A 12227-nucleotide genomic window follows, 5' to 3' on the forward strand; every position below is an offset into this window, starting at 1 on the left:
AGTCGAGCGGCGCCCTGGGCACGATGGCCAGGGCGGGCGGTGCGTCCCGCGCGGGGAGCCGGGGGCTCCGGGCGCCGATTAGGATCGACCTCCTGATGACTGCCACCCTCGTCGCCAAGGACCTCGCCGCCGGACACGGCGACCGCACTCTCTTCGCCGAACTCGACCTTGTGGTCGCTCCCGGTGACGTGATCGGTCTCGTCGGAGTCAACGGCGCCGGAAAATCGTCGCTCCTGCGGCTGCTCGCCGGACTCGACCAGCCGGAGGAGGGCGAGCTGCGGCTCTCCCCGCCCACCGCCACCGTCGGCCACCTGCCGCAGGAGCCGGAGCGGCGGCCCGAAGAGACCGTACGGGAGTTCCTGGCCCGCCGGACGGGTGTCGCCGAGGCCCAGGCGACGATGGACACCGCCACCCAGGCCCTCGTCGACGGGGCACCGGGTGCCGACGACGCGTACTCCGAATCGCTGGAGCGCTGGCTCGCACTCGGCGGCGCCGACCTGGACGAACGGGCCGAGGAGGTCGCCGCCGACCTCGGGCTGACCGTCGGGCTCGACCTGCCGATGACCGCCCTCTCCGGCGGTCAGGCGGCCCGCGCCGGTCTCGCCTCGCTGCTGCTCTCCCGCTACGACGTCTTCCTGCTCGACGAACCCACCAACGACCTCGACCTGGACGGCCTGGAACGGCTGGAGCGGTACGTCTCCGGGCTGCGCGCCGGCACGGTCGTCATCAGCCACGACCGCGAGTTCCTGATGCGCACGGTCACCAAGGTGCTCGAACTCGACCTCGCGCAGCAGCAGATCAACCTGTACGGAGGCGGCTACGCCGCCTACCTGGAGGAGCGGGAGCGGGCCCGCAGGCACGCCCGCGAGGAGTTCGAGGAGTTCTCCGACAAGCGCTCCGCGCTGGAGGGCCGCGCCTTGATGCAGCGCTCCTGGATGGACAAGGGCGTCCGCAACGCGCGCCGCAAGGCGGGCGACTCCGACAAGATGGCCCGCAAGTTCCGGAGCGAGTCGAGCGAGAAGCAGGCCGCGAAGGCCCGCCAGACCCAGCGCATGATCGAGCGCCTCGATGTCGTGGAGGAGCCGCGCAAGGAGTGGGAACTGCGGATGGAGATCGCCTCCGCGCCGCGCTCCGGCTCGGTCGTGGCGACGCTGCGGGAGGCGCGGGTCGTCCTCGGGGACTTCGAGTTCGGCCCGGCCTCGCTCCAGATCGACTGGGCGGACCGGATCGCCGTCACCGGGGCCAACGGCGCGGGCAAGTCGACCCTGCTCGCCGCCCTGCTGGGCCGTCTCCCGCTGGACTCGGGGCATGCGAGCCTGGGCTCGGGCGTGGTCGTCGGGGAGGTGGACCAGGCCCGGAAGCTGTTCCACGGTACGGAGCTGCTGCTGGAGGCGTTCTGCGCCGCCGTTCCCGACACGGAACCGGCCGAGGTCCGCACCCTGCTCGCCAAATTCGGCCTGCGCGCCGATCACGTGATGCGTCCCGCGACCACCCTCTCCCCGGGCGAACGGACCAGGGCTGCCCTCGCCCTGCTCCAGGGCCGCGGCGTCAACCTCCTCGTCCTGGACGAGCCCACCAACCATCTGGACCTGCCCGCGATCGAGCAGCTGGAGTCGGCGCTCGACTCGTACACGGGGACCCTGCTGCTGGTCACGCACGACCGCAGGATGCTGGAGGCGGTCCGCACGACGCGCCGTGTCGAGGTGGCGGGCGGAAGGCTCACCGAGAGCTGAGGAGGGCCGGGCGCGGGCTCCTCGGCCCATCCCATCGCCCCGCTGGTATGCCAGGTAGTTCGGAACCTTCCGTCGTCGCGTATACGGCACCGGAATAATTGCGACTTAGAACCCATAACTCCTGAAGACGTAGGCACTTGGTATGCCAAGTGTTACTGTCGCTGTGCTCCGACGCGAGGACCGCAGCCCGGCCGGAGCGGTCCGGTACACCGCAGCCGCAGGAGGCCACCGTGCGAACCCGCCGGCGCGCCACGCACGCCCTCGCCCACCACGACGGCGGGCACACGCTGCTGCGCGACGGCGAGATCGTGGGCGAGGACGACACGGTCACGTACGTCGGCACCGGGTACGACGGCCCGGTGGACGAGGAACTGGAACGAGGCGAGACGCGGACCTGATCCGCGGCATGGACGCCGGCGTGCGCCTCGCGAAGGTCGTCGACGGCCGCATACCGGGCATCGACCTGGCGGACCTGCGGCGCCGGGCCCAGGCCCTGTTCGAGGCAGTGCGCGCGGCCCACGGCGAGCGCTGCCTGCACCGCCGAGGTGCCGGCGGGCTGTTCCCGCCGGCGTTCCCGTCCTATGAGGAGACCCAACGATGACCGATTCACCCGACTCCGGTGCCTCCCACGTCGATCACGCCGAACGGACGATCCGCGCCCGCATCCTGTCGGGTGAGTACCCGCCCGGGGCGCGTCTGCGGGAGCGCGAGCTCTCCGAGGCCCTGGGCTTCTCCCGCATCCCGGTACGGGAGGCGCTCACCAGGCTGACCGGGGAGGGGCTCGTGGTGATCTCCCCGCGGCGGGGCGCGTCCGTGCGCAACCTCTCGCTGCGCGATGTGGCCGAGCTGTTCGACCTCAGGCTGAGCCTCGAGGTGTTCGCCGCCCGCAGGGCCGCCGAGGCCTGCGCGGGAGGCCGCGGTGGCGAACGGCTGCGTGAACTCATGGAGGCGGCCGAGGACGCCACCCGGCGCGGCGACGCCCACGGGATTCCCGCCGCGAACACCGCCCTGCACGCGGAGATCGTCGCCATGACCGGGAACCGGCTGCTCCAGGACGCCCTGGCGCCCTCCCTCGGCCTGGTGCAGTGGCTCTTCACCCTGACCGGCGGCCGCGACCCGCGCGTCCAGTGCACCGAGCACCAGGACATCTGCGATGCGATCCACGCGGGCAAACCCGATCTGGCCGACGCCCTCGCCTACGCGCACATCGAGAGGGGCCGCGGCCCCTCCCTGGCGGCCCTCGCCGAGGTGCTGCCGCCGGAATGACCGACGACTTCGTACCGCGCGCCACCTTCCGACCGCGCGGCCGGACAAGGAAAGGCACCACATGCTCGTCACGAACGTCCGTCCCTGGGGCGGCGAGCCCTGCGACATCGAGATCAAGGACGGCGTGATAGCCGCGCTCGGCCCGCACGACCCGAGCCGCGCCGGCGAGGACACCGTGGCCGGACGGGGACGGCTGGCGCTGCCGTCGCTCGCCGACGTCCACTGCCACCTCGACTCCACCCGCATGGGGCTGCCCTTCCGCCCGCACACCGGCGCCCCCGGTGTCTGGGGCATGACGATGAACGACCGCGCGCACTGGCGCGAGGACGAGTGGAGCGTCGCCGAACGCGCCACGTACACCCTGGGCCGCATGATCGAGCGCGGCACGACGCATGTGCGCAGCTACGCCCAGATCGACGCGGACTGCGGTCTCGAGCGGCTGGAGGGAGTCCTCGCGGCGAAGGAGGCGCACGCGGGCCGGTGCGAGGTCGAGATCATGGCCTTCCCGCAGGCCGGTCTGCTCAAGGAGAAGGGCGTGCCGGAACTGATGGACCAGGCGATGTCCGCGGGCGCGGCCGTGGTCGGCGGCATCGACCCGTGCACCCTGGACCGCGACCCGGTTCGCCACCTCGACATCGTCTTCGACCTCGCCGAGCGCCATCGGGCGCCGGTCGACATCCACCTCCACGAGCCCGGCGCACTCGGCGTCTTCAGCGTCGACCTCATTCTGGAGCGGGTGCGCGCCCTGGACATGGCCGGTCAGGTGACCCTCTCGCACGCCTACGAACTCGGCACCGTGGATGAGGCGACCACCCGCCGCCTCATCGAGGAGTTCGCCGAACTGGACATCGCGATGGCGACCGTCGCACCGGCCCAGCAGCAGAACGCCCTGCCGATGGCACAGCTCACCGCCGCCGGTGTGCGGGTCGGCCTGGGCGAGGACGGCCAGCGTGACTTCTGGTCGCCGTACGGCAACGGCGACATGCTGGACCGCACCTGGCAGCTCGCCTTCACCAACCGCTACCGGGCCGACGAGCTGATCGAGCACTGCGTCGCCGTCGCGAGCCGCGGTGGTGCCTCGATCCTCCACGCCGAGCTGCCGCGCCTGTCGTCCGTGTCCGACCGCCCCGGGCTCGCCGTCGGTGACGCCGCCGATCTGCTGCTGGTCGAGGGCGAGACGGTTGCGTCCGCGGTCATGGACCGCAGCGACGACCGCACGGTCCTGCACGCCGGCCGCGTCGTCGCCGACGGTCTGGAACTCGTCGGCTGACGCCGTCCCCGCACATGCCGGAGCCCGCCCACCGGGTGGTGGACGGGCTCCGGCGTCGTGGTCGGGCCGGGCCGCCGCGGTCGGACCGCCGCCGGAAGCAGGGCCTGTGCGTACGGGTGCTTGGGCGAGGCGAACAGCTCGGCGGCCGGGGGCTGTTCGACCATCCGGCCCAGGGGCCTGCCCGGCGACTCTCGCCGGACAGGCCCCTGGGCCGGGCGGGGCTCAGCGCTTGAGCGTGAAGGTGAAGTCGCCGGAGAGCCTGCCGGCAAGCCGGACGGCCGAAACGAGTTTCCCCTCCGCGACCAGCCTCTCGACCTCGGCCCGCGAAAGACGGCAGCCCTCGGCGATCAGCCGGGCAGGCCGGACCGGGATCCGCGCCGCGAAGCGCACCGAGATGTCGATCACCTCGCGGTCCAGGTGATCCGATCCGCCGGTGTCGAGGCGCCAGGCGTCGTCCCAGTCGAGGGCGATGCGATTGCGGCGCCGTACGACGGGGTCCTGGAGCAGCTCGGCTGCCAGGCCGGGGTCGTTGTCGTGCATCCGGTTCAGCAACTCGGGCCGTACGGAGCGCACATGCGTGCGCTCCAGGACCGTGACCTTCGTGGTGTCCCCGCAGGCGGTGCAGAGGGCGAGGAGCCAGGCGTCGAGGAGCTTGTGGTTGGCGTTGACACGGAATTTTCCGTTCGCCCGGAAGGTCCCGGACGCGCAGCTGTGGCAGCGTCTGAGAACGAGGGGCAGGCAAGTGGGCATGACAAACCAGTCGTTGAGCACGAAGTACACCGGTTCCAGTGAGAAGTCCGCAGCAAAAAGCAGCGCGGCGCACAGGCGCGACGCGCGACAGATCAGCAGGTGGGAAGCCTCAAACGGTGTACAACGGAACGCCCTTGCTCAGACGACACGGCCGGGCAGCACGGTAGCGGAGCGCATCGGCGCCGTTCCACCGGTTTTCCCGCCGGTGCTCGGCGCACGTTTCGGCCCGTCCGGCGTCCGAGGGGCGGGGGAGGGGAGCGGGCCCCGGTTACGGGAAGGGGCGGGGTGGGGAGACGGCCCGCCGCAGGCGAAGCTCTCCCCACCCCGCCCCTTCCGGACCGGGCTTCGACTACGACTACCGCTTCTTGCCACCCTGCTTGGAGTCCAGCAACCCGGCCCGCCGGAGCGCGTCGGCCATCGCCCCGTTCGCCGGCGCCGCGGCCGGAGCCTGGCGGCCACCGCCACCGCCGCCGTTGCCGCCCCCACCGCGCCGCTCACGCCCCTGGCCGCCCTGGCCGCCCTGGCCGCCGCCCTGACCGCCACGCGGCGCCGCACCGCCCTGCCCCTGCCGCTGACGCGGCGGACGCCCGCCCCGCTCGCCGCCCGGCGCACCGGACCCGGAAGCGGAGCCGGAGCCGGGGCCCGCCCCCGCCTCGTCGTCCAGTCGCAGCGTCAAGGAGATCCGCTTCCGCGGAATGTCGACCTCCATGACCTTCACCTTCACGATGTCGCCCGGCTTCACGACATCCCGGGGATCCTTCACGAACGTCCTGGACATCGCCGACACATGGACCAGACCGTCCTGGTGCACCCCGACGTCCACGAACGCGCCGAACGCCGCCACGTTCGTCACGACGCCCTCCAGCACCATCCCGGAGGCGAGATCGCCGATCTTCTCGACGCCCTCCTTGAAGGTGGCCGTCTTGAACGCCGGCCGCGGGTCGCGCCCCGGCTTCTCCAGCTCCCTGAGGATGTCGGTCACGGTCGGCAGCCCGAACTTCTCGTCCACGAAGTCGTCCGGGCGGAGCGAGCGCAGCACGCCCGTGTTGCCGACCAGTGAGGCGACGTCACCGCCGGTCCGCTTCACCATCGCCCGGACCACGGGGTACGCCTCGGGGTGCACGCTGGAGGCGTCCAGCGGGTCGTCACCCCGGATGCGCAGGAAGCCCGCGCACTGCTCGTACGCCTTCGGGCCCAGCCTGGCCACGTCCTTCAGCCCCTTGCGGGAACGGAAGGGGCCATTGGTGTCGCGGTGCGCGACGATGTTCTCCGCGAGGCCCGAGCCGATGCCGGAGACCCGCGAAAGCAGCGGCGCCGACGCGGTGTTGACGTCGACCCCCACCCCGTTCACACAGTCCTCGACGACCGCGTCCAGCGAGCGCGACAGTTTCACCTCGGACAGGTCGTGCTGGTACTGCCCGACCCCGATCGACTTCGGGTCGATCTTCACCAGCTCCGCCAGGGGGTCCTGGAGGCGGCGCGCGATCGACACGGCGCCGCGCAACGACACGTCCATGTCCGGGAGTTCCTGCGAGGCGAAGGCGGACGCCGAGTACACGGAGGCGCCGGCCTCCGACACCATCACCTTGGTGAGCTTCAACTCCGGGTGCTTCTCGCACAGTTCACCGGCGAGCTTGTCCGTCTCGCGGGACGCCGTGCCGTTGCCGATCGCGATCAGGTCGACGTCGTGCGCCTTGGCCAGCTGCTCCAGCTTCGCCAGCGACTGGTCCCACTTGTTGGCAGGCACGTGCGGGTGGATGACATCGGTCGCCACGACCTTGCCGGTCGCGTCCACGACAGCCACCTTCACGCCGGTCCGGAACCCGGGGTCCAGCCCCAGTGTGGCCCGCGTCCCGGCCGGTGCCGCGAGCAGCAGATCACGCAGGTTCGACGCGAAGACGCGTACCGCCTCGTCCTCCGCCGCCGTGCGCAGCCGCAGCCGCAGGTCGATGCCGAGGTGGACCAGGAGCCGGGTGCGCCAGGCCCAGCGCACGGTGTCGGCCAGCCACTTGTCCCCGGGCCTGCCGCGGTCGTTCACCCCGAAGCGCCGGGCGACCATGTTCTCGTACGACGAGGGGCCCGGCTCCCCGGACGGCTCCTCCGGCTCCAGGACGAGGTCGAGTACGTCCTCCTTCTCGCCCCGGAGCATCGCGAGCACCCGGTGCGAGGGCAGCGCGGTGAACGGCTCGGTGAAGTCGAAGTAGTCCGCGAACTTGGCGCCCGCCTCCTCCTTGCCGTCCCGCACCTTGGCCACCAGCCGGCCCCGCGTCCACATGCGCTCACGCAGCTCGCCGGTCAGATCGGCGTCCTCCGAGAACCGCTCCGCGAGGATGGCGCGGGCGCCATCGAGTGCCGCCGCCGTGTCCGCCACGCCCTTGTCCGCGTCGACGAAGGCCGAGGCCGCGACGAGCGGGTCGACCGACGGGTCGTCCAGCAGCCCCGAGGCCAGTGGTTCGAGCCCGGCCTCCCGGGCGATCTGCGCCTTCGTCCGGCGCTTCGGCTTGAACGGCAGATAGATGTCCTCGAGGCGCGCCTTCGTGTCCGCGGCCCGGATCTGCGCCTCCAGCGCGCTGTCGAGCTTGCCCTGCTCCCGTACGGATTCGAGGATCGCCGCCCGGCGGTCCTCCAGCTCCCGCAGATACCGCAACCGCTCCTCGAGCGTGCGCAGCTGCGCATCGTCGAGCATCTCGGTCGCTTCCTTGCGGTAGCGCGCGATGAACGGCACGGTCGATCCGCCGTCGAGCAGCTCGACGGCCGCCTTCACCTGTCGCTCGCGTACGCCGAGCTCCTCGGCGATCCTGCCTTCGATGGACGTCGTCACGGTTTTACCGACTCGCCTTCTCGTACTGGCTGTGCTGGTCGGGCCCGGCCGTCCGTCGTTCGGACGGGCTCCGGGCCGCTCGCCTGCATTCTGCCGGGTGGCCGGGCGCCGTGTCGCCCGACCACCCCACATCCCGGCCGCCCGTTCCCCCTACGGTCAGCCGGTCGCCTCCGAGGGGAACGCGCCGGCGGCGAACGCCGTGCCGAGGAACTGGCGCCCGATCTCGGTCAGGCGGGCGACCCCGGGGCCACCGAGGTGTTCGTAGGGCGCCAGGTCCATCCGGTCGGTGGTCTCCTCCAGACCGGCCCGCAGCGCGGTGCCCTCGTCCGTCAACTCGCCCTCAGCGGTGAGCAGTCCACGCTCGCGCAGTCGCGCCGACGCGTCGTCCCAGTCGGTGCGCCGCCAGCCGCGGGTGGCCAGGACCCAGCGCGGAGCCATGCCCTTGCCGGTGGCGGTGTGGCTGACCAGGGCCTCCACCGGGTCGAGGCCGGCGGCGATGAGCGCGGCGAGATGGGCGTCACCGCGGTGTTCCCGCAGCAGGGTCGCGGCGTGCCAGTACGCCAGGTGCGGCTGCTCCGGCACCGGGAGATCGGCATGGGCGGCGTAGAGCGGCCGGGCGTGTCGCGTACAGGCCTCGGCGGCACGCAGAGCCAGCTGTGCGGCCTCCGCCATCTCGGGGGAGGCGACGATCTCCTCGCCGAGCAGCCTGCGCAGTGTCGAGTCGGCGGCGCGCAGCCGCGCCGCCAGGACCTCACGGGGTGTGGCGATGTCCCAGACGGCGGGCACATGCCTGGCCACGAGCTCGTGGTTGAAGTTGTAGAAGGTCGCGGTGACCGTCCCCGGTCCGACCGCGCCCAGAGCGGCCGCGCGGGAGGCGAAGTACACGGCTGCGGGATCGTCGATCCCGATGGCGCCGAGCTCCTTGCCCAGGTCGGGGGAGAAGTAGAGCGCGGAGTGGAGCGGATTGACGGCGTTGTGGCAGCGGCGTCCGGCACGGGGCGGCAGAGTACTCATACCCGCACGTTACCGACTGGTCAGTACGGATCGGAACCCCGGGGCGCCGGTGACCTGTATCGCAGCCCTCGATGGCAGGAAGGGTGGGGAACTCGTCATTGCGGCCATCCTGAGGGCCGCCCAGGATGGCTGACATGAAGCAGCGAACCGTATTGGTCGTCCTCTTCGACGGCATCCAGAGCCTGGATGTCACCGGCCCCATGGAGGTATTCGCCGGCGCCTCCCGGTCCCCCGGCGTCTCGTACGATCTGCGCACCGCCTCGCTGGACGGCGCCCCGGTCCGGTCGTCGAGCGGCCTCACGCTCGTCCCCGACCACGCGCTCACCGACACCGCACCCGCCCATACGCTCGTCGTCCCCGGCGGCCAGGGCACCCGGGCCCCCGACCCCGCCCTGGTCGACTGGCTGCGGGAGCACGCCCCGCACGCCGAACGGCTCGTCTCCGTCTGCACCGGCGCCCTGCTGCTCGCCGCCGCGGGGCAGCTGGACGGCCACCGCGTGACCACCCACTGGTACGTCTGTGACCACCTGGCCCGCACCTATCCGGACGTCGAGGTCGACCCGGAACCGATCTTCGTACGCGACGGCCGGCTCGCCACCTCGGCCGGGGTCACCGCGGGCATCGATCTCGCGCTGGCACTCGTGGAGGAGGACCACGGCCGGGACGTGGCGCTCTCCGTGGCCCGCCATCTGGTGGTCTTCCTGCGCAGGCCGGGGAACCAGGCCCAGTTCAGTGCCCAGCTCACCGCGCAGACGGCCCGCCGTGAGCCGTTGCGCGAGCTCCAGCACTGGATCACCGAACACCCCGGCGAGGATCTGTCCGTCGAGTCGCTGGCCGCCCGCGCCCGGCTCTCGCCGCGTCACTTCGCCCGCGCCTTCCGGACGGAGACCGGCATGACGCCCGGCCGGTACGTGGAGCTGGTCCGCCTCGAACACGCCCGCCGGCTCCTGGAGGACACCACCGACGGCGTCGCCGGCATCTCGCGGGCCTGCGGCTACGGCACTCCCGAGGCGATGCGCCGCGCGTTCGTCAAGGCCCTGGGCGCGGCGCCCGCCGAATACCGCAGGCGATTCACCCACCGGCGGACGGGCGGCCCCGCAGGCCTGCCCCGTTCCACCGATGCAGTCACCCTCACCCACTGACCGAAAGCAGGCGCCACCCATGCGGATCGCCATCGTCCTCTTCGACCGGTTCACCGCGCTCGACGCCGTCGGCCCGTACGAGATCCTGTCCCGGGCGCCGGGCGCCGAGACCGTCTTCGTCGCCGAGCGGACGGGCCCCGTGACCAACGACAGCGGCAGCCTCTCCCTGGTCGCCGAACGGACGCTCGGCGACGTCCCGGCGCCCGATCTCCTGATCGTTCCCGGCGGCCCGGGGCAGCACCACCAGATGGAGAACGAGACCCTGCTCGGCTGGCTGCGCGACGCCGACGCCACCAGCACCTGGACGACGTCGGTCTGCACCGGCTCACTGCTGCTCGCCGCCGCCGGACTCCTGAAGGGACGGCGGGCCACCTCGCACTGGCTGGCGCTGGAGAGCCTGAAGGACCACGGCGCCGAGCCGACCGGCGAACGTGTCGTCACCGATGGCAAGTACGTCACCGCCGCGGGCGTCTCCGCCGGCATCGACATGGGCCTCACCCTGCTGGGCCGGATCGCGGGCGACCGGCACGCCCAGGCCGTGCAGCTGCTCACCGAGTACGACCCCCGGCCGCCCTACGACGCCGGGTCCCCGGAGAAGGCCCCGGCCGAACTGGTCGAGGAGTGGCGCGGCAGGAGCCGGTTCGTCCTGCGGTAGCGGTCATCCGCGAAGCGGCCGGTCCCGCGGCGGCGGGGGAGCACTCACGCCCCGGACGGCCAGGTGAAACGGGGTGCGCGCCGCTCCAAGAAAGCGGCGACGCCCTCGGCGGTGTCGCCGCTGCGGCGCGCCTGGTCGGCCCAGTGGGCGTCCCGGTCCTCGCGTCCCGCGGCGAACTCCTTCGCGGCCGCCTGGGTCAGCTGAGAACGCGACACCAGCACCCGTACATAGGCGTCGACCCGCTTGTCCAGCTCACCGGCCGGCAGCACCTCGTCGACCAGCCCGGTCCGCAGGGCCCGGTCCGTACCGATCAGCTCGCCGGAGAACAACAGGTGCTTCGCCGTCGCCGGGCCCGTCAGCGCGACCAGCCGGCGGGTCGACGACGCGGCGTAGACGATCCCGAGCTTGGCGGGCGTGACACCGAACGACGCCCCGTCCTCGGCGAAGCGCAGATCGCAGGCGGCCGCGAGCTGACTGCCGCCGCCCACGCAGTACCCGCGCACCGAGGCGAGCGTCGGCCGCGGGAATGCGGCCAGCGCCTCCTCCGCCGCGACCGCGAGCCCCTGCGGGGCGCCCGAGGGGTCGCGGAGCGAGGAGATGTCCGCGCCGGCGCAGAAGGTGTCCCCGGCGCCTGTGAGTACCAGCGCGCGCACCGAGGCGTCGGCGGCCAGCCCCTCCAGCAGCACGGGCAGCGACTCCCACATGGCGGCCGTCATGGCGTTGCGCTTGGCGGGGTTGCTGATGACGACGGTGGCGACGCCGTCCGCGACGGTGTGCTCCAGCCGGGGTTCCGTACGGTCCATGTGCCGGATGCTATCCGTACCGTTCGAACCTATGATCAAGAAGGGGCCGCGAGCAGGAACGCACCCCGAGGAGCAACCGGTGGCCGATCCCGAACAAGAGGGCAGGAAGCTCAGCCGCGGTTTCGGCGGCCTCGCCCTGCTGGGCACACTGCTCGTCGTGGCCGGTCTGGTCGGTCTGGTCTACACCGGCGTCGCGACCCTCACCTCGATGATCCTCTTCGGCTGGCTGCTGCTGGTGGGCGGCCTGGTCGGGCTGCTCCACGCGATCCAGTCGCGCGGCACCAACTTCTTCTGGCTGGGCGTGGTGGTCGCCGCGCTGAACATCGCCGCGGGTGTCGTCGTCATCCGCCACCCGCACGGCACGGCCGAGGCGCTGACCATGTTCGCCGCGCTGCTCTTCCTGACCGGCGGGGTGTTCCGCCTCGTCGGCAGCGTCGTGGTGCGCGGTCCGCAGTTCGGCTGGACGCTCCTGCAGGGCGCCTTCGGACTGCTGCTCGGCCTGCTGGTCCTCTTCGACTGGCCGCACAGCAGTCTCTACGTACTGGGCTGCTTCTTCTCGCTCGCCCTGCTCTTCGACGGACTCGGGCTCATCGCCATCGGTGTGGGAGGCCGCCGGATCGTCTCCATGGTCTCCGACCGGATGACCTCCGCGGACCGCCCGGACCAGGGCGGGCAGGGCCGGGGACAGCAGGATCCGCCTTCAGGAGGCGGGCAAAAGCGGTCCCACAGCTGACGTACCCACAGCTATCCGGTCAAGTTCCGTCGATAGAGGT

The 12227-nt window shown here is 72.1% G+C and carries 12 protein-coding genes; 8 read left to right on the forward strand and 4 right to left on the reverse strand.

The features are described from left to right. Positions 1 to 95: 95 nt before the first annotated feature. The 5 genes from ACFVJX_RS15640 to ACFVJX_RS15660 all read left to right on the forward strand — a co-directional run bounded on the left by ACFVJX_RS15640 (position 96) and on the right by ACFVJX_RS15660 (position 4269). A complete protein-coding gene (locus ACFVJX_RS15640; protein ID WP_384127309.1) occupies positions 96 to 1733 on the forward strand; it encodes an ABC-F family ATP-binding cassette domain-containing protein in 1638 nt (545 codons plus the stop codon). A 230-nt stretch (positions 1734 to 1963) separates the two neighbouring features. Further along, positions 1964 to 2131, forward strand: a complete 168-nt coding sequence (locus ACFVJX_RS15645) for a hypothetical protein (RefSeq protein WP_384127307.1) — start codon at positions 1964 to 1966, stop codon at positions 2129 to 2131. A gap of 8 nt (positions 2132 to 2139) precedes the next feature. Further along, positions 2140 to 2334 (forward strand): hypothetical protein, encoded by a 195-nt coding sequence (locus tag ACFVJX_RS15650; protein ID WP_384127306.1) that lies wholly within the window; start codon positions 2140 to 2142, stop codon positions 2332 to 2334. Then, complete coding sequence (locus ACFVJX_RS15655) at positions 2331 to 2999, forward strand: GntR family transcriptional regulator (RefSeq protein ID WP_384127305.1); 669 nt, start codon at positions 2331 to 2333, stop codon at positions 2997 to 2999. The genes ACFVJX_RS15650 and ACFVJX_RS15655 overlap by 4 nt, the downstream gene beginning before the upstream one ends. Positions 3000 to 3060: 61 nt before the next feature. Continuing rightward, the gene (locus ACFVJX_RS15660; protein ID WP_384127304.1) at positions 3061 to 4269 is read left to right on the forward strand and encodes an amidohydrolase; all 1209 of its coding nucleotides are present in this window, start codon (positions 3061 to 3063) and stop codon (positions 4267 to 4269) included. 222 nt (positions 4270 to 4491) lie between these two features. Here the strand turns inward: ACFVJX_RS15660 and ACFVJX_RS15665 are convergent, their stop codons facing one another. From ACFVJX_RS15665 to ACFVJX_RS15675, 3 genes are all read right to left on the reverse strand, one after another. Next, complete coding sequence (locus ACFVJX_RS15665) at positions 4492 to 5040, reverse strand: DUF1062 domain-containing protein (protein ID WP_384127409.1); 549 nt, start codon at positions 5038 to 5040, stop codon at positions 4492 to 4494. Between the two features lie 334 nt (positions 5041 to 5374). Continuing rightward, complete coding sequence (locus ACFVJX_RS15670) at positions 5375 to 7840, reverse strand: Tex family protein (RefSeq protein WP_384127302.1); 2466 nt, start codon at positions 7838 to 7840, stop codon at positions 5375 to 5377. 156 nt (positions 7841 to 7996) lie between these two features. Beyond that, the gene (locus ACFVJX_RS15675; protein WP_384127301.1) at positions 7997 to 8854 is read right to left on the reverse strand and encodes a hypothetical protein; all 858 of its coding nucleotides are present in this window, start codon (positions 8852 to 8854) and stop codon (positions 7997 to 7999) included. A gap of 134 nt (positions 8855 to 8988) precedes the next feature. Here ACFVJX_RS15675 and ACFVJX_RS15680 point away from each other — a divergent pair, with 134 nt between their 5' ends. Further along, positions 8989 to 9996, forward strand: coding sequence for a GlxA family transcriptional regulator (locus ACFVJX_RS15680; RefSeq protein ID WP_384127299.1), 1008 nt, complete (start codon positions 8989 to 8991; stop codon positions 9994 to 9996). A gap of 19 nt (positions 9997 to 10015) precedes the next feature. Beyond that, entirely contained in the window at positions 10016 to 10651 is a 636-nt protein-coding gene (locus ACFVJX_RS15685; protein ID WP_384127297.1) for a DJ-1/PfpI family protein, read from the forward strand. A 44-nt stretch (positions 10652 to 10695) separates the two neighbouring features. Here the strand turns inward: ACFVJX_RS15685 and ACFVJX_RS15690 are convergent, their stop codons facing one another. Next, entirely contained in the window at positions 10696 to 11454 is a 759-nt protein-coding gene (locus ACFVJX_RS15690; protein ID WP_384127295.1) for an enoyl-CoA hydratase/isomerase family protein, read from the reverse strand. A gap of 79 nt (positions 11455 to 11533) precedes the next feature. On the opposite strand from ACFVJX_RS15690, the gene ACFVJX_RS15695 reads away from it, so the two are divergent. Then, positions 11534 to 12187: an HdeD family acid-resistance protein gene (locus tag ACFVJX_RS15695; protein ID WP_384127293.1), complete on the forward strand. Its 654-nt coding sequence runs from the start codon at positions 11534 to 11536 to the stop codon at positions 12185 to 12187. The last annotated feature ends 40 nt before the right edge of the window (positions 12188 to 12227 follow it).

This window comes from Streptomyces sp. NPDC127177 (assembly GCF_042672475.1).
In the GTDB taxonomy this organism is placed as follows: domain Bacteria; phylum Actinomycetota; class Actinomycetes; order Streptomycetales; family Streptomycetaceae; genus Streptomyces.

What these genes read in the sequence shown, in the direction of transcription:
- ACFVJX_RS15640 (WP_384127309.1), top strand. Translation starts at nt 96, where the DNA reads ATGACTGCCACCCTCGTCGCCAAGGACCTCGCCGCCGGACACGGCGAC.
- ACFVJX_RS15650 (WP_384127306.1), top strand. Translation starts at nt 2,140, where the DNA reads ATGGACGCCGGCGTGCGCCTCGCGAAGGTCGTCGACGGCCGCATACCG.
- ACFVJX_RS15655 (WP_384127305.1), top strand. Translation starts at nt 2,331, where the DNA reads ATGACCGATTCACCCGACTCCGGTGCCTCCCACGTCGATCACGCCGAA.
- ACFVJX_RS15660 (WP_384127304.1), top strand. Translation starts at nt 3,061, where the DNA reads ATGCTCGTCACGAACGTCCGTCCCTGGGGCGGCGAGCCCTGCGACATC.
- ACFVJX_RS15675 (WP_384127301.1), bottom strand. Translation starts at nt 8,854, where the DNA reads ATGAGTACTCTGCCGCCCCGTGCCGGACGCCGCTGCCACAACGCCGTC.
- ACFVJX_RS15680 (WP_384127299.1), top strand. Translation starts at nt 8,989, where the DNA reads ATGAAGCAGCGAACCGTATTGGTCGTCCTCTTCGACGGCATCCAGAGC.
- ACFVJX_RS15685 (WP_384127297.1), top strand. Translation starts at nt 10,016, where the DNA reads ATGCGGATCGCCATCGTCCTCTTCGACCGGTTCACCGCGCTCGACGCC.
- ACFVJX_RS15690 (WP_384127295.1), bottom strand. Translation starts at nt 11,454, where the DNA reads ATGGACCGTACGGAACCCCGGCTGGAGCACACCGTCGCGGACGGCGTC.